This window comes from Streptomyces sp. RLA012 (genome assembly GCF_056270325.1).
Genome location: NZ_JBWDPA010000006.1, coordinates 35,157 through 52,707, shown reverse-complemented (window position 1 = coordinate 52,707; position 17,551 = coordinate 35,157). Strand labels below are relative to the sequence as shown.

The following is a 17,551-nucleotide window of genomic DNA, read 5'->3' as shown; positions in this document are numbered from 1 at the left end:
CATGGCTACGGGACCGGGGAACGGGTGAATGACGCATGAGCGATGAGGAGAAGATCCTCGGCTATCTGAGGAAGGTCACGGCCGACCTTCACCAGACGCGGCAGCGACTGCGCGAGGTCGAGGCGCGCAGCCAGGAACCCATAGCGATCGTCGCCATGGGCTGCCGCTTCCCGGGAGGCGTGAGCGACCCCGAGGGACTGTGGGGGCTGCTGCGGTCGGGCGCCGACGCCATGACCGAGTGGCCCCAGGACCGCGGCTGGGACACCGACGCCCTGTACGACCCCGAACCCGGGACGCCCGGCAAGAGCTACACCCGCATGGGCGGATTCATCGACCGCGTGGGGGACTTCGACGCCGGCTTCTTCGGCATCTCGCCGCGCGAGGCCGTCGGCACCGACCCGCAGCAGCGGATCCTGCTGGAGATCTGCTGGGAGGCCCTGGAGCGCGCCGGCATCGACCCGGTGGCACTGCGCGGCAGCCGCACCGGCGTGTTCGCCGGCACCAACCTGCAGGACTACACCACCCTGCTGAGCCTGTCGGACAACGCGGGCGAGGACGGCGTCGGCAACTCCTCCAGCGTTCTGTCCGGCCGCATCTCCTACACCCTCGGGCTGGAAGGCCCCGCGGTGTCCCTCGACACCGCGTGCTCGTCCTCGCTGGTGACCCTGCACCTGGCCGTGCAGGCGCTGCGCTCCGGCGAGTGCGACCTCGCGCTCGCCGGCGGCGTCACCGTCATGTCGACGCCCACGGTCTTCCTGGAGTTCAGCCGGCAGCGCGGGCTCTCCCGCGACGGCCGCTGCCGCGCCTTCGCCGACGCCGCCGACGGCACCGCCTGGGGCGAGGGCGCCGGCGTCCTGGTCGTCGAACGGCTCGCCGACGCCCGCCGCAACAACCACCCCGTGCTCGCCGTGGTCCGCGGCTCCGCCGTCAACCAGGACGGCGCCTCCAACGGCCTGACCGCCCCCAACGGCCCCTCCCAGGAACGCGTCATCTGGCAGGCCCTCACCTCCGCGGGCCTGGCCCCGGCAGACGTGGACGCCGTCGAGGCGCACGGCACCGGCACCGCGCTGGGCGACCCCATCGAGGCCCAGGCCCTGCTGGCCACCTACGGCCAGGACCGGCCCGCCGACCGGCCGCTGCTGCTCGGCTCGGTGAAGTCCAACCTCGGCCACACCCAGGCCGCCGCCGGCGTCGCCGGCATCATCAAGATGGTCCTCGCGCTGCGCGAGCGGCACCTGCCGGCCACCCTGCACGTCGACGAGCCCTCCAGCCACGTCGACTGGTCCGCCGGAAGGGTCGAACTGCTCACCGCCGACCGGCCCTGGCCGGCCGCCGGCCGGCCGCTGCGCTGCGGCGTCTCCTCGTTCGGCGTCAGCGGCACCAACGCCCACGTCATCCTCGAACAGCCCCCCGCGCCCGAGGAACAGCAACAGCCCGCCACCGACACACCACCCCCGACCGCCTCCGGCGGCCCCTTCGCCTTCCCGGTGTCCGGCCGCACACACACCGCCCTGCGCGCCCAGGCCCGGCGCCTGGGCGAACACCTGCGCACGGGCGGGGGACGCACCCAGCACCCCGCCGACATCGCCTGGTCGCTGGCCGCCACCCGGCCCGCCCTGGAACACCGCGCCGTCGTCGTCGCCCGCGACCACGACGAACTCCTGGCCGGCCTGGACGCCGTCACCGAGGGCACCCCCGCCCCCTGCGTCGTCCGCGGCGTCGCCGACACCGAGGGCGGAGCCGTCTTCCTCTTCCCCGGACACGGCCCGCAGTGGGAGGAGATGGCCACCGCACTCCTCGACGGCGACGAACGCTTCCGCACCCACTTCACCGAGACCGCCGCCGCCGTCGAGGCGCTCACCGACTGGAAGATCCTCGACGTCCTGCGCCGCACCGAGGGCGCCCCGCCGCTGGAGCGCCTCGACATCGTCCAGCCCACCCTGTTCGTGGTGTGCGTGGCCCTCGCCCGCCTGTGGCAGTCCTGCGGCGTGCACCCCGTCGCCGTCGCCGGCCAGAGCCAGGGCGAGATCGCCGCCGCGCACATCGCCGGCGCCCTCACCCTGCAGGACGCCGCCCAGGTCGTCGTCGCCCGCGCCCACGCCCTGCGCCCGCTCGCCGGCCGCGGCGGCCTGCTCTTCGTCCCGCTGCCGCTCGCCGACGTCGAACACCGCCTGGCCCGCTGGGAGGACCGGCTGTCCGTCGGCGGCATCAACGGCCCCCGCGCGGTCGTCGTCTCCGGCGACGAGGAGGCACTCACCGCCCTCCTCGCCCAGCTCACCGACGAGGGCGTACGGGCCCGCCGCGTCGCCATCGACTACGCCTCGCACTCCGCCCGCATCGAAGAGGTGCGCGAGGACCTCCTCGCCGGGTTCGCACCGATCGTCCCGCACCAGGCCGACATACCGTTCTACTCCACCGTCACCGGCGGCCGGATCGAGGACACCACCGCACTGGACGCGGACTACTGGTACCGCAACGTCCGCCAGACCGTCCGCCTCGAAGACACCGTCAAGGCGCTGGCCGCCGCGGACCACCGCGTCTTCGTCGAGGTCGGCCCCCACCCGGTGATGGCCCCCACCGTCGGCGACATCCTGGACACCCTCGGCGTCGCCGACACCGCGGTCGCCGGCACCCTGCGCCGCGGCGACGGCGGACCGGGCCGCTTCCTGCTCTCCCTGGCCGAACTCGACGTACGCGGCTGCCGCGTCGACTTCAGCGCCGCCCAGGGCGGCCCCGCCCACCGCGTCGACCTGCCGGTCTACGCCTTCCAACGCCGCCGCTACTGGCCCGAGTTCACCCGCGCCGCCGCCTCCGCCACACCCGCCACCACCGCCGACGCACCCTTCTGGGAGGCCGTCGAACAGGGCGACCGGGCGACCCTCGCCGCCGCCCTCGGCCTCGACACGGACGCCGTCTCCGCCCTCGTACCGGCCCTGGCGCACTACCGCCGGCGCAGCGCCGAGGGAGCCGTCGCCGACTCCTGGCGCTACCGCATCGCCTGGCACCCCCTCCAGGACACGCCCGCGCCCGCCCTCACCGGCACCTGGCCCCTCGTCGTCCCCGCCGGCCGCGAGGACGGCCCCGAGGCCACCGCCCTCGCCGCCGCCCTCCAGCGCGCCGGCGCGACCCCTCTCACCGTCGCGGTGGACTGCGCCGCCGACCGCGCCGCCTTCACCGCCCGCCTCACCGACGCCGTCGCCGGCGCGGCCGGAATCGTCAGCCTGCTCGCCCTCGACGAGGACCCGCTGCCCGCGTTCCCCGCCGTGCCGCGGGGCTTCGCCGCAACCGTCACCCTCGTCCAGGCGCTGGACGACCTCGCCGCGCACCTCCCGGTGTGGTTCACCACCCGGGGCGCCGTCGCGACCGCACCCCACACCGGGATCGACGCCCCCGCCCAGTCGCTGGTCTGGGGATTCGGACGCGTCGTCGCCCTCGAACAGGCCGACTGCTGGGGCGGTCTCGTCGATCTGCCCGCCACCCTCGACGACCGGGCCGCCGACCGGTTCACCGGCGTGCTGGCCGGCCGCGACCACGAGGACCAGGTCGCGGTCCGCGCCACCGGCGTCCTGGCCCGCCGGCTGCTGCACGCCGCCACCGGAGGACTGCCCGGCAGCCGCCACTGGACACCCGAGGGCACCGTCCTGGTCACCGGCGGCACCGGCGCCCTCGGCCGCCACGTCGCCCGCTGGCTGGCCCGCTCCGGCGCCCGTGACCTGCTGCTCGTCAGCCGCTCGGGACCCGACGCGCCCGGCGCCCAGGAGTTCACCGCCGAACTCGCCGCCCTCGGCGCCCGGACCGAACTCGCCCGCTGCGACATCGCCGACCCCGACGACCTCGCCCGCCTGCTCGCCGCCATACCCGACCAGCGGCCCCTGACCGCCGTGTTCCACACCGCCGCCGTCCTCGACGACGGCGTCATCGCCTCCCTCACCCCCGAACGCCTCTTTGAGGTCCTGCGCGTGAAGGCGGGCGGCGCCCTCAACCTCGACGCCGCCACCGCCGGCCTGAACCTGTCGGCCTTCGTCCTGTTCTCCTCCTCCTCCGGCATCTTCGGCAGCCCCGGCCACGGCAACTACGCCCCCGGCAACGCCTTCCTCGACGCCCTCGCCGAGGACCGCCGCTCCCGCGGCCTGCCGGCCACCGCCGTCGCCTGGAGCGGCTGGGCCGACGGCGGCATGGTCTCCGACAGCATCGGCGAACGCCTGGAGCGCCACGGCATACGCCTCATGGACCCCGCCACCGCCGTCACCGCGCTGCAGCACGCCCTCGACCACGACGACACCACGCTCGTGGTGACCGACACCGACTGGGAACTGTTCGGCGCCGAACTCCTCAAGGGCCGCCCGCGCCGCGTCTACGCCGCCCTGCCCGAACTGCGCCAGGCCCTGACCGCCGCCCCCCGCCCCGGACCGGAGCAGGAACACACCGGCGCCACCGGCCTCGCCGAGCAGCTCGCCCCGCTCGGCGAGAGCGACCGCAGGCACACCCTGCTCACCCTCGTCCGCGCCCACATCGCCTACGTCCTCAACCACCCCAGCCCCGAGGACGTGGAACCCACCCGGGCCTTCCGCGAACTCGGCTTCGACTCGCTCACCGCCGTCGAACTGCGCAACACCCTGGGCGAGGCCACCGGCATGCGGCTGCCCACCACCCTCGTCTACGACTACCCCACCCCCGCCGCCCTCGCCGAACACCTCAGCGCCGCCTTCGCCCCCGCCGCCCCCGCCCCGGCCACCACGGCCACCACCGCTCTCGCGGCACGGGGCACGGATACCGAGGACGACCCGGACGACCCGGACGACCCGATCGTCATCGTCGGCATGGCCTGCCGCTTCCCCCACGAGGCGAACACACCCGAGGAGTTCTGGCAGCTGCTCGCCGACGGCACCGACGCGATCACCGCCTTCCCCGACGACCGCGACTGGGACCTGGACGCCCTCTACGACCCCGAGTCGGGACAGCCCGGCCGCGTCTCCACCCGCGTCGGCGGATTCCTCTCCACCTTCGCCGACTTCGACCCGGGGTTCTTCAACATCTCGCCCCGCGAGGCCGTCGCGATGGACCCGCAGCAGCGCCTGCTGCTGGAAGTCTCCTGGGAGGCCTTCGAACGGGCCGGCATCGACCCCAAGACCCTGCGCGGCAGCCGCACCGGCGTCTTCGCCGGCACCAACTACCAGGACTACACCTCCCGCCCGCTGGCCCACGACGAGGACGCCGGCGCCCATCTCGGCACCGGCAACTCCGCCAGCGTCATGTCCGGCCGGCTCTCCTACACCTTCGGCCTGGAAGGCCCGGCGGTCACCATCGACACCGCCTGCTCGGCCTCCCTGGTCGCCCTGCACCTCGCGATCCAGTCCCTGCGCACCGGCGAGTGCGACCTCGCCCTCGCCGGCGGCGTCACCGTCATGTCGACCCCCGGCCTGTTCGTCGACTTCAGCCGCCAGCGCGGTCTGGCAGCCGACGGCCGGTGCAAGGCGTTCGCGGACGCGGCGGACGGCACCGGTTTCTCCGAGGGCGGCGGCATGCTCCTGGTGGAACGCCTCTCCGACGCCCGCCGCAACCACCACCCGGTGCTGGCCGTGGTCCGCGGCTCGGCGGTCAACCAGGACGGTGCGTCCAACGGTCTGAGCGCTCCCAACGGGCCCGCGCAGCAGCGGGTGATCCGCGCGGCCCTCGCCGACGCGGGCGTCGCGGCGGCGGAGGTGGATGTGGTGGAGGCGCACGGCACCGGCACCACCCTCGGTGACCCGATCGAGGCCCAGGCGGTGCTGGCGACCTACGGCCAGGAGCGGCCGGAGGGGCGGCCGTTGTGGCTGGGGTCGGTGAAGTCGAACATCGGCCACACCCAGGCCGGCGCGGGGGTGGCGGGTGTCATCAAGATGGTCCTGGCCCTGCAGAACGAGGTCCTGCCGCCCACCCTGCACGTCGACCAACCCTCCACCCACGTGGACTGGGAGGCGGGTGATGTCCGGCTGCTGACCGAGGCCGTCGGCTGGCCCGCCGACGGGGCCGGACACCCCCGCCGCGCCGGAGTGTCGTCCTTCGGGATCAGCGGCACCAACGCCCACGTCATCATCGAAGCCGCCCCGCCCGCCGAGGACACACCGCACAGCGACGCCCACCGCGGCGGATCCCTCACCCCCTGGGTACTCACCGGCCGCAGCGCCGCCGCCCTGCGCGACCAGGCGAGCCGCCTGCTCGCCCACCTCGCCGACCGGCCGGACGCGGACCCCCGCGACGTGGGCCTGTCCCTCGCGGCCACCCGTACCGCCTTCGAGCACCGGGCCCTCGTCCTGGGCGCCGACCGCACCGAACTCACCGACGGCCTCACCGCCCTGGCCGCCGGACACGGCGGCCCCCAGACACCGGCCGGCACCGCGCGCAGCGGCGGCAGGACCGCGTTCCTCTTCACCGGCCAGGGCGCCCAGCGCCCCGGCATGGGACGCGAACTCCACCAGGAGTTCCCGGTGTTCGCCGAGGCCTTCGACGCCGTCTGCGCCCACCTGCCCGGGCTGCGCGACCTCGTCCTGGACGCCGGCGCCGACGCCGAGATCCTCAACCGCACCGAGCACGCCCAGCCCGCCCTGTTCGCCTTCGAGGTCGCCCTCTACCGCCTGCTGGAGTCCTGGGGCATCGTGCCCGACCAGGTCACCGGCCACTCCGTCGGCGAAATCGCCGCGGCGCACGTCGCCGGCGTGCTCTCCCTGGGGGACGCCTGCACCCTCGTCGCCGCCCGCGGCCGGCTCATGCAGGACCTGCCCGAGGGCGGAGCGATGGTCTCCCTGCAGGCCTCCGAGGCGGAGGTACTGCCCCTGCTCGCCGGACGGGAGACGGAGATCGCCGTCGCCGCCCTCAACGGGCCCCTCGCCACCGTCGTCTCCGGCACCGAGGACGCCGTCACCGCCGTCGCCGACCAGGTGACGGCGATGGGCCGCAAGACCTCCCGGCTGCGCGTCAGCCACGCCTTCCACTCCCCGCTGATGGAACCCATGCTCGACGCCTTCCGGACCGTCGCCGCCCAGCTCACCTACGCCGCGCCGCGCCTGACCGTCGTCTCCGGCACGACCGGCCGGCCGGCCGGCGCCCAGCAGCTGACCGACCCCGAGTACTGGGTGCGCCACGTCCGCGAGCCCGTCCGCTTCCACGACGCCGTCCGCCGCACCCGCGACGACCTGGGCGCCACCCGCTTCCTGGAGGTCGGCCCCGACGCCACCCTCACCGCCATGGCCCAGGCGGTCCTGGAGGACCCCGACCGCGCCGAGGCCCTGCTCGTCCCGGCCGTCCGCAAGGACGTCCCCGAGGTCCGCGGCGTCCTGACCGCACTGGGCCGGCTGTTCACGAACGGCACCGAACCCGACTGGCGCGCCCTGTTCCCCGGCGCCCGGCCCGTCCCGCTGCCCACCTACGCCTTCCAGCGGGAGCGCTACTGGATGCCCAGCGCGCCATGGACCGGCGACCTGGAGGGCGCCGGCCTGGAGACGGCCGCACACCCCTTCCTGGGCGCCGCCGTCAGCCCGGCCGGCTCCGACACCCTCCTGTTCACCGGACGCCTGTCGCTGCGCACCCACCCCTGGCTCGCCGACCACGCCGTACTCGGCCAGGTCATCCTGCCCGCGACCGGCTATCTCGACCTCGCCGTCCACGTCGGCGACCACGCCGGCTGCGGCCACCTCGGCGAACTCACCCTGTACAGCCCCCTGGTGATTCCCCGCGAGGGCGCCGTCCAGCTCCAGGTCGCCGTCGAGGCACCCGACGAGGGAGGCCGGCGCGCCTTCGGCGTGTACGCACGCCCCGCGGGCGCCGGCACCCCGTGGGAGCTGCACGCCCAGGGCACCCTGGCCCCCGAGGCACCGGCCGCCCCCGCCACCGACCTGACCGTCTGGCCCCCGCAGGGCGCGGAAGCCGTGCCCGCGGGCGACCACTACGAGCGGCTCGCCGCCGCCGGGTTCGCCTACGGGCCCAGCTTCCAGGGCCTGGGCGCCGTGTGGCGGCGCGGCGAGGAGGTGTTCGCCGAGGTCGCGCTGCCCGAGGAGTACCGCGCCGACGCCGGACGCTTCGGCCTGCACCCCGCCCTGTTCGACGCGGCCACGCATGCGCTCCTGGTCGCCCTCCCGGGCACGACGGACGAAGAGGGTGAAGAGGGCGCCGGGGAGGCGATGCTGCCCTTCGTCTGGAGCGGCCTGACCCTGCACGCCGAGGGCGCCACCGCCCTGCGGGTGCGGCTGGCCCCGGCCGGTCACGACCACGGCTTCTCCGTGCTCGCCTGCGACACCGCCGGCCACCCCGTCGCCTTCGCCGAGTCCCTCACCCTGCGCGCCGTCCCCGCCGGACGGCTGCCCGAACGCGCCGACCGGACACCCGGACTGCTGCGCCTGGCCTGGAGCCCCGCACCGTCGGCCCTCACCGCGCCCCGCCCGGAGACGGTCCGCTGGATCATCCTCGGCGAGGGCGACGACCGGGTGGCCCGGGCCGTCGACGCCGCGGGCGTCCACCTGGAGACCTACGCCGATCTCGAAGCGCTCGGCAAGGCCGTGGACACCGGCATGACCCTGCCGGACGTCGTACTGATCGCCCCGGACGGCCACCGCCCCCAGGGACGCGAGGTCCCCGGCACGGTCCGCACGGTGCTCACACCGGCACACGACCAGATCCGCGGCTGGCTCGGCGACGAGCGCTTCGCCGCCTCCCGCCTGGTGTTCGCCACCCGGTCCGCCGTGGCCACCGACGACGACGGCGCCGGCGTCCGGGACCCGGCCGCCGCCGCCCTGTGGGGCATGGTCCGCTCCGCGCAGTCCGAACACCCCGGCCGCTTCCAGCTCGTGGACCTGCCCGACACCAACGAAACCGACGACACCAGCGGAACGCACGAAACCGGCGACACCGGCGGAACGCACGACGCCGACGGCGGTGTGTCCGGCGGGGCGGACGACCATGCCTTCCTCGCCGCCGTCACCGCGGGCCCCCCGCAGAGCGCGGTGCGCGCCGGCCGGGTCCTGCTGCCGGGGCTGGCCCCGGTCGGCCCCGGCACGGCCGCACCCGACCTGGCCTCCGGCACCGTCCTGGTCACCGGCGCCACCGGCACCCTCGGCAGCACGGTCGCCCGGCACCTGGTCACCGCCCACGGGGTGCGCAGCCTGCTGCTCACCAGCCGCGGCGGCCCGGCGGCGCCGGGCGCGGACGGCCTCGTGGACGAGCTGCGGGAACTGGGCGCCCGCGTCACCCTCGTCGCCTGCGACACCGCCGAACGCGCCGAGGTCGAAGAACTCCTCGCCGCCGTCCCCGCCGAGGCGCCGCTGACCGGCGTGGTGCACGCCGCGGGCGTCCTGGACGACGGAGCGGTCACCGCCCTGGACGCCGAGCGCTTCGAGCGGGTCCTGCGCCCGAAGGCCGACGGCGGCTGGCTGCTGCACGAACTCACCGCGGGCCTGGGCCTGTCCGCGTTCGTGCTGTTCTCCTCCGCCGCGGGCACCTTCGGCTCGCCGGGCCAGGCGAACTACGCCGCCGCCAACGCCTTCCTGGACGCGCTCGCCTCCCACCGCCGGTCCCTGGGCCTGCCCGCGTCCTCCCTCGCCTGGGGACTGTGGGAGGGCAACAGCGCCATGACGGCCGGCCTCTCCGAGACCGACCGCCGCCGCATGGCCCGCGGCGGCGTGCGGCCGCTGTCCGCCAAGGACGGGCTCCTGCTGCTCGACACCGCGCTCACCACGGACCACCCCGCACTCATCGCCATGGACACCACGGCGGGACACGGCGCCCTGGACGCCCTGCTGCGGCCCACCGACCGGCCGGCCGGCCGCCGCACCGCGGCGGGCGCCCCGGCGGCGGCGACCGCGTCCGCACGGCTGGCGGGCCTGGCCCCCGCCGAGCGCCGCACCGCACTGGTGGGCCTGGTCCGCGAACTGGCCGCGGCGGTCCTGGGACACACGTCCGCCGAGGCGGTGGAGGCCGACCGGCTCTTCACCGAACAGGGCTTCGACTCCCTGACCGCCGTCGAACTGCGCAACCACCTCGCCACCGCGACCGCCCTGAAACTGCCGCCGACCCTGCTGTTCGACCACGCCACCCCGGAACTCCTCGCCGTCCACCTCGACCAGCGGCTGCTGGACACCCCGCAGACGGCACCGGCCGCCGCAGGCGGCACGGCACCGGCCGAGGGGCCCGCCCCGCGCGCCGAGGACACGCTCAGCGGCCTGTTCAAGCAGGCCTGCCAGAGCGGCCGGGTCGACGAGGGGTTCGCCCTGCTGCAGGCCGCCGCCGAACTGCGGCCGACCTTCACCTCCCCGCGGGAACTGGCCGAGGCGCCCGGACCGGTCTGCCAGCTCCTACGTGGCCCTGGCTCCCCGGACCGGTCAGGCTCTCCAAGGGCGAGGCAGGCACACCGTTCGTCTGCTTCAGCTCCTACGTGGCCCTGGCGGGCGTGCACCAGTACGCGCGGTTCGCCTCCGCCTTCCGCTCAGAGCGCGACGTATGGGCCCTGCCCACGCAGGGCTTCGGCACCGGTGAGGCGCTGCCCGCCTCGTTCGACGCCGTCGCCGCGCTCCAGGCCGAGACGGTCACCCGGCTGGCCGGCGACGGCCCCGTCGTCCTCGTCGGCTCCTCCTCGGGCGGCATCCTCGCCCTGGCCGCCGCCCGCCACCTCCACGAACAGGGCAGGCCCCCGGCGGCCGTGGTCCTGCTCGACACCTACATGCCGCGCGCGGACTCGCCGTTCCTGCGGTTCTCCCAGCAGATGCTGGGCGGCATGTTCGACCGCGAGTCGATGTTCGCCCACATGGACACCGACCGGCTGACCGCCATGAGCTGGTACGCCGCCATGATCGGGGAATGGGAGCCCGGCCCCTTCGACAGCCCGGTCCTGCTGGTGCGCTCCAGCGAGCCCCCGGTGCCGGCCGACGCGAGCGATCCCCTGCAGCCGCATGAGTGGCAGGCGTCCTGGGAGCGGGCGCACACCGTGGTCGACGTCCCCGGCAACCACTTCACGATGATGGAGGCCCACGCCCGCACCACAGCGGCGGCCACCGCCGACTGGCTCAAGCAGGTGGAATGAGACGGGGCCGGGCCGGCGGCGTGCGGGTGAGGCGTCCAAGGACAGGGCCTAGCCAGGGGAAAACCGGGTTTCGCAGGTGATGGGCGAAAGGTCTTCAACTGTTGGGTGTTTGGCTTGAGCAGGCTGGTTGATGCTACTTCGCGTCATCGGTGCGGATCCTCAGGACCTGCCACTGCTTTCATCCTGGTCGGTTACGGCTTCCGTCGACTTTGAGAGATACGGGTGTTCCCCGTCTCGTCCTCGCCGGATGCCGACGAACGTGGTCTTCCCGCACTTTCCCCGGCCTTCCCGCACCCTCAGGGTGCGGGAAGGCCGGGTCCTTGTGCGATGGGCGGCCGTTAGGCCGATCGGAGTACCGGGATGCGGCCGCTCCTGGAGATGACCGGACACGTGCGGGAAAGCGGGGCGGCGGGCATGGCCAGGCTGATGGCGACGTGCACCGCTTTCCGCGGCGCCCTGTAGGGCACGGGTGAGCGGGTCGGGCAGTGTGCTGGAACGGGTGGGTTTTCTGGCGGAGTTGAGCCGGGAGCCGGCCGGTGCTCTGGTGGCTTCCCGGTGGGATGAGGAGTCCCTGGATGTGCCGGCAGTCGGGGTGGACGGGCGGGGCGCTGCCGTCCAAGGGGTGGATGGCGATGTGCCGCCTGAACTGGCCACGGACTGTCACGCCCCCGGCCGGGGAGCGAGGTGACGCGGGCGACGACGCCCCGGAACTTGTTGACGACCGTTCGCAGAATCGAGCGGTGCCGGCCGGTGACGACGTCGACGGTTTCCTGTGCGAGACAGTCGACCGGCTGCACGTTCGGGGTGAGGGCCTCGACCAGGGCGCGGGCCTCGTCGGACAGGGCGCCCAGTTCGACGACGGCGGCACGGTGGCCAACGTTGTACGACTCGGCGACGACGTCGAACACTTCGAGCGTCACGGCCTTGCCGAGTTCGTCGACAACGGCCTGTGAGGCGCGCCGTAGGGCCTGCACGGCGGCGAGTTTCTGCGCGGCGCCCACCCGGGAGCGTCGAGGTCGGCGGGGAGCTGCCGGGCGATGATGCCCAACAGCCGCTCTTCGGCCGGACGGCAGCGCTGTACTGCGCGTCGGTCATGCTGCGGTGTGTGGTGCGGGAGCCGTGGCGCCACTCGGCGGCCACGTACAGCCGGTCGTCGGTGCCCTCTCCGAGCAGCAGGGCGGCGAACGGGTTCGTGGTCCCGTAATCCATGCCTGTCAAGTTTCGCAAGGACCAACGACACGCAGCGTCAGCCGCCGCAGGTCACCGCGCCAGGGGCGAGCGTGGCGCCGCTCGTGTGCCGACAGGACGACGGCCCCCGCCGTGTGGCGAGGGCCGGTCACTCGGGGGCCGGTTGGGGAGCGGATCACCCGTGGTGCTTGGCGAACTCCACGAGACCGGCGAACCCCTCACGGGCCAGGGACAGGTGCGGGCCGTTCGGATCCTTGCTGTCACGGACCAGGAACTCACCCGTGGCCCGTGCATGGTCGGGGGCCCATTGGACGCACTGCCCTCCCTGACCATCGCTGTACGTGCTGCTGACCCAACGCATGTCACGCGGGTCCGGCGTGTTACTCATTCGCGTGTTCCTCCATGATCGAGTGGATAAGGCGCAGTGACCGGGCCTCTGACTCGGCCGAAGCGCGCAGCCGCTCGTACGTGGCCGTCCAGTCACGTACGGCCGTCGTGGAGTCGTTCACGTGCCCCTGCCCTGTCGTTTCCGAGTACAGGACTGTTGTCCCGTCGGCTTGCGTAAGCAGGGTAAACGGGAGTCCCGACGCAGGGGCACCCGCTTTGAACTGTAGGACTTGCAGGGAGACATGAGGGCTTGCAGCCATCCTGAGCAAGTGCTCAAGCTGTCCGACCATGACGGCAGAGCTACCAACCACCGCCCGTAGGACCGATTCGTGAAGGATCACCCACAGAAGAGGCGGAGCCTCAAGCTCAAGGATCTCGTGGCGGCGCAACCGAAGTTCAACTCTGTATTTGATCTGTGCATCCGTTTCGCGTGGGTGCGCTGCTCGGTAGACAGCTTCGGCGTACTCCGCAGTCTGTAGCGCACCCATTACGAACGCGTTTGAGTAGTCTTCAACCTTCGCCGCACTCTTCTCAAGCTCGACGTAGGGGATGAACCACTCAGGGTGTCCTTGCTTGCTCAGCTTGGCCCGAAGACGGGCGTAGACCCCAGGTGTACCGGCGACGCGATCCATGGCCTCTGCGAACGGCTCCGATGCCAGTACGACGCCGTTCTCAACCTTGCTGACCTGTGCTTGCTGGTAGTGCAGCTTGTCGGCGAACGCGCCTTGCGAGAGCCCCAACGTTTCCCGGAGCGCCTTCGTCTCCTCCCCGAAGTACGCGGCGCCGTTCGTGGGCTCATGTGCCTGATCGGCTTCCTCGCTCACGTGTTCAACTCCCCGGTATTCCGCTTGCGTTGGAATGGCTTCCGACCTGTTGAGCGTACGTCGCGGTGGTGATGCTGGGAGTACACAGCGTGAGTGCCCGCCTCAGGTGAGGGACGAACAACCAACGGTGTTACGGAGTGACCATGACGCAGCACGCGGAGGAACGGCCCCCGGAGCGCGGGGCACTCGTCTACGACCCGGAGACGCGCAAGGTGGGGGAGTACCGGGACAAGGCGGGGCCGTACGCGATGCTGCGCCCCGTGGGCGGGGGCTGCGAGTGGGAGGCCGACCCGGGGCAGATCCGCCCGGCCACCGCGACGGAGCGGCTGAGCGCCGGAGTGAGGGCGGCGAACAACTGTGCCGGGCGGACGCTGTGACCGCGCCGAACTACGACACGTGCCGCCCGCCCGTACCCGTTGCAGGCTGTGCGACGTGCGCCGGACCAGCCAAGCAACGCGAGGCCGCGCGCGCCGAGTTCGACGGCAGCAAGGAGACGGACGCCAACGTGTTGATGCGTCAGCACCAGCGGCAGGAGCACCGCGGGTGACCCGCCGGACGTTCCGCTACGTGCCGTTCACGATCGTGCAGGACGCGACGGCAGAGCCGGAGTACGCAGCGCGCTGTGTTTCGGGGGATGAATCCGAGTCCGGCGCCGAGTCTGGCGTACGGCACCACCCGGCGGAGGCCGAGGAGTGGCAGCGCAAGCACACGCAGGAGACCCGGCACACGCGCTACCGCCGGAACTTCACCGACTGCGCGGTCATGGAGCCCCCGTCCGGTACTCCGCTCGGACTCGAACCGGCGAGCGTCCGTCGGGTGCGCGCATGACGCGCTTACGCGGGTGGAGGGTCACGGCCGACGGCGCGTTCCGGGGGGCTCGTGCTCAGCAGCGTTGGCGGCCTGCTCGGTCGCCGTAATCGTCGTGGCTGTGACCCGTCAACCGCCGTGAGACTGCACCGCGCGGGCGGCATCGCTCGAAGACTCCCGCCCCGGCGGATCATCCGCCCGCAACCCTTGGACAGGTCGAGCGCCTGCCGGGGCGGGTCCTGTACCGCCAGCACTGTTCGGAACGCACGAATCAAGGAGGAGACTTGCAGACAAGCACCGCAGGTACGCAGACGGCCACCCAAGCCCCGTGGGGGCTGCGTCGTATGGTTCCGCTGCGCAACGGTTCCCCCTCGTCGTGGCAGTACGCGGGCGTCGACCCGGCCACGCAGACCGGCCGATGGGTCGGGGAGGACGGAGCGATGACGCCGGCTGAACTTGGCAAGCACGGTACGAGCGTGAACACCTACCCGCCCACGCAGGTTGGCAAGGACGGCAAGGTAGACGCTGACTCCGGCCACGACGCCACGCAGGACTAGGGGGTAGAGCCATGGACGGACGCCCGGTGCTGGTCTGCACGCAGGAAGAAGACGCAACCGCTGATCTGGTCATCGCGGAACTGAACCGGCGCCAGGTGCCTGTCCTCCGGTTCGATCCCGGACGGGACTTTCCCGCCCCGGCGGTGATCGCCGCACGAACCGGGGCGGGCGGATGGGGTGGACGGCTCACGGTCGGGGAGCGTACGGCCGACTTATCCGCCGTTCGCGCCCTGTACCACCGTCGCCCCAACGTTTACCCGACGGACAGCGGCGAGCAGTCCGCCCGGTTCGCCGCGCAGGAGAACAGGCGCGGCCTGGGGGGCGTGCTCGGCGCGCTGCCGAGGTGCCTGTACCTGAGCCATCCGCAGGCCATCGCGCGGGCGGAGTACAAGCCCGCGCAGTTGGATGCGGCTACGCGGGCCGGATTCACGGTCCCCGCCACCCTGATCACGAACGACCCAATGGAGGCCAAGGCGTTTTGCGCCGAGCAGCCGACCATCTACAAGCCCCTGCACGCCGGGGCGTACGACGTCGAGGGCGAGCCGGCCGGAATCTGGGCCGCGCCCGTCGAGGCGGGCGAGATCGACGGTGCGGTGAGCCACAGCGCGCACCTGTTCCAAGCTCAGGTGCCCAAGGTGGCGGACGTGCGGGCGGTCGTCGTCGGCGAGCGGGTGTTCAGCGCCCTCATAACGGCGCCGCCCGGCGTCGTCGACTGGCGAGCGGAATATCAGAGCCTCACCTATGAGCCGATTGCCTGCCCGGACTGGATACGCGGGGCGCTGGTCCGGTTCCTCGCCGACTTCGGGCTGAGCTTTGGTGCCTTCGACTTCGCCGTGACCGTGGACGGCGCATGGTGGTTTCTGGAGTGCAACCCCAACGGCCAATGGGCGTGGCTCGAAGACGCGGCCGGACTTCCCATCACAAACGCAATTGCAGACCTGTTGGAGAACGGAGCGAGCCAGCATGACTGACCCCCTGCTCTCGGAACACCTACGGGCCGACCTCGCGCGGCGTCTGTCCAAGTCCGGCACCCTGCGCAGCCCCGAATGGGGGGAGGCCGTCATGTCGGTGCCCCGCGAGGCGTTCCTCTCGCGCGGCCCCGAATGGGGGGAGGCCGTCATGTCGGTGCCCCGCGAGGCGTTCCTCTCGCGCGGCTGGTTCGAGTATGAAGAGGGCGGCTGGTACCGGCCTGCGGCCGGGGACTCTCCGGAAGGACTCGCGCGGATCTACGAAGACGACACCCTCGTCACACAGGTCGCCGGGGGCGTCTTCCCCGACCAGGTCGAGGGGCGCATCGCCGCGGCCCCGTCGTCGTCGTCCACCCTGCCGTCTCTGGTCGTGCGGATGCTCGAAGACCTGCGGGCGGCCGAGGGGACACGCGTCCTTGAGATTGGCACGGGCACGGGCTATTCAACCGCGCTGCTGTGCCATGCGGTCGGCGAGGACAACGTGACCACGGTCGAGGTCGACGCCGAGGTGTCGGCCCGTGCCGGAATGGCACTCGCGGGCGCCGGATACTGGCCTGCCCGTGTGGTTGGTGACGGCCTGGCGGGTTACAAGGAGGGCGGCCCGTATGACCGCGTGATCGCCACGTGCGGCGTGCACACCGTGCCGGCTGACTGGCTCGCTCAGACACGGACCGGCGGTGAGGTGCTGGTCACGGTCGGCGGGTGGATGCATGCATCCGAACTCGTGCGGCTTACGGTCGCCGACGATGGCACGGCCAGCGGCCCGGTTCTCGGCGGACAGGTCTCGTTCATGCTGGCCCGTCCCCACCTTCCGCCCCCGCTGGGCGTCCTGCCGAACCTCAGCGAGGGCGACGCGGTGCCCGCCGAGCTGGGAGCGGGTGTGCTCGACGACTGGACGGCCCGGTTCGTCGCACAGTTCGCCGCGCCGCGGGCACAGCGGCTCACGATGGAGCGTGACGGCCGGACGGAACACGTCGTGATCGACGTGGACGCCGAAGCGTGGGCCGTCGTCTTCCAAGACGGCGCGCGGTGGATGGTGCGGCAGGGTGGCGCGGCGCGCCTGTGGGACGAGATCACCGTTCGCCTTGCACAGTGGCAGGCGGATGGACGCCCGTCGGCCGACCGCATGCGGCTGCACGTCGGCCCCGACGGGCAACGCCTCACCTGGGCGTGACCGCTGGTTGAAACCTCATGCTGCCCCGTCTGTCCGTCGTTCTCCCGTGGCGGGCGGGGCTTCCCGCTGAGCGCCTGTGCCCTAGTTGCCGGGTTGCCCGGAGGCGGAGACGAACGCGCCGAGCTGCCGGATGACGAACACAATCCCCTCGTCGGCGAGCACGCGAACGGCTTTCCGGGCGGTCATGCGGGCGACGCTGCGAGCGGTGGACCAGGGACTGCTCGCAGAAGCCGGAGGCCCAGCAGCGGCGGACATGGGCGGTGACCTGGTCGAGGCCGAGGACATTGAGGAAGCTGTCGAACTGGCCGGCGAAGGAGCGCTCCGCGCCGTCCTCCTTCGCCCCGGACGAGCGGACCGCCACCAGACCCTGGCCGACCTGCTGGTAGGCCCGGTCGATGGCCGCGGCGACGCTCTCGGCCAGGGGCGCCTGCTCGATGAGCGCGGCGATCCGCGCAGCGGTTTCCCCGGGGCCTGCTCTCCCAGCCGGCGGCCGGCAGGGCCTCCAGGCGTCGGTCCAGTCCGCTGCCGCGGGCGAATTCCGCGAAGATGCCGAGGCCGATCACCGCCAGTCCGGGACCTGGAATCCGGCGGCTGTCAGG

General features: G+C 73.0%; 9 protein-coding genes and 2 pseudogenes. 8 read left to right on the top strand and 3 right to left on the bottom strand.

All coding sequences use genetic code 11. From position 1 onward, the window contains the following. Window positions 1-35: 35 nt before the first annotated feature. The 3 genes and pseudogenes from RV986_RS54000 to RV986_RS53990 form a co-directional block, all read left to right on the top strand. A pseudogene (locus RV986_RS54000) lies at window positions 36-10,067 on the top strand (type I polyketide synthase); the annotation flags it as partial. A 335-nt stretch (window positions 10,068-10,402) separates the two neighbouring features. Further along, entirely contained in the window at window positions 10,403-11,047 is a 645-nt protein-coding gene (locus RV986_RS53995; RefSeq protein ID WP_475925009.1) for an alpha/beta fold hydrolase, read from the top strand. Between the two features lie 575 nt (window positions 11,048-11,622). Then, window positions 11,623-12,000: a hypothetical protein gene (locus RV986_RS53990; protein ID WP_475925008.1), complete on the top strand. Its 378-nt coding sequence runs from the start codon at window positions 11,623-11,625 to the stop codon at window positions 11,998-12,000. Window positions 12,001-12,410: 410 nt separating this feature from the next. Here the strand turns inward: RV986_RS53990 and RV986_RS53985 are convergent, their stop codons facing one another. Beyond that, on the bottom strand, window positions 12,411-12,623 hold the full coding sequence (locus tag RV986_RS53985; RefSeq protein WP_475925007.1) for a DUF397 domain-containing protein: 213 nt from the start codon (window positions 12,621-12,623) through the stop codon (window positions 12,411-12,413). Next, a complete protein-coding gene (locus RV986_RS53980; RefSeq protein WP_475925006.1) occupies window positions 12,616-13,446 on the bottom strand; it encodes a helix-turn-helix domain-containing protein in 831 nt (276 codons plus the stop codon). The genes RV986_RS53985 and RV986_RS53980 overlap by 8 nt, the downstream gene beginning before the upstream one ends. A gap of 143 nt (window positions 13,447-13,589) precedes the next feature. On the opposite strand from RV986_RS53980, the gene RV986_RS53975 reads away from it, so the two are divergent. From RV986_RS53975 to tgmC, 5 genes are all read left to right on the top strand, one after another. Beyond that, on the top strand, window positions 13,590-13,823 hold the full coding sequence (locus RV986_RS53975; protein ID WP_475925005.1) for a hypothetical protein: 234 nt from the start codon (window positions 13,590-13,592) through the stop codon (window positions 13,821-13,823). A 166-nt stretch (window positions 13,824-13,989) separates the two neighbouring features. Continuing rightward, window positions 13,990-14,274 (top strand): DUF7848 domain-containing protein, encoded by a 285-nt coding sequence (locus tag RV986_RS53970; RefSeq protein WP_475925004.1) that lies wholly within the window; start codon window positions 13,990-13,992, stop codon window positions 14,272-14,274. A 263-nt stretch (window positions 14,275-14,537) separates the two neighbouring features. Beyond that, complete coding sequence (gene tgmA / locus RV986_RS53965; protein WP_475925003.1) at window positions 14,538-14,810, top strand: putative ATP-grasp-modified RiPP; 273 nt, start codon at window positions 14,538-14,540, stop codon at window positions 14,808-14,810. A gap of 11 nt (window positions 14,811-14,821) precedes the next feature. Beyond that, a complete protein-coding gene (tgmB, locus tag RV986_RS53960) occupies window positions 14,822-15,781 on the top strand; it encodes an ATP-grasp ribosomal peptide maturase (RefSeq protein ID WP_475925002.1) in 960 nt (319 codons plus the stop codon). Then, complete coding sequence (gene tgmC, locus RV986_RS53955; RefSeq protein ID WP_475925001.1) at window positions 15,774-16,952, top strand: ATP-grasp peptide maturase system methyltransferase; 1,179 nt, start codon at window positions 15,774-15,776, stop codon at window positions 16,950-16,952. The genes tgmB and tgmC overlap by 8 nt, the downstream gene beginning before the upstream one ends. 247 nt (window positions 16,953-17,199) lie before the next feature. Here tgmC and RV986_RS53950 read toward each other — a convergent pair. Beyond that, window positions 17,200-17,373, bottom strand: a pseudogene (locus tag RV986_RS53950) (PEP/pyruvate-binding domain-containing protein); the annotation flags it as partial. Window positions 17,374-17,551 lie beyond the last annotated feature (178 nt).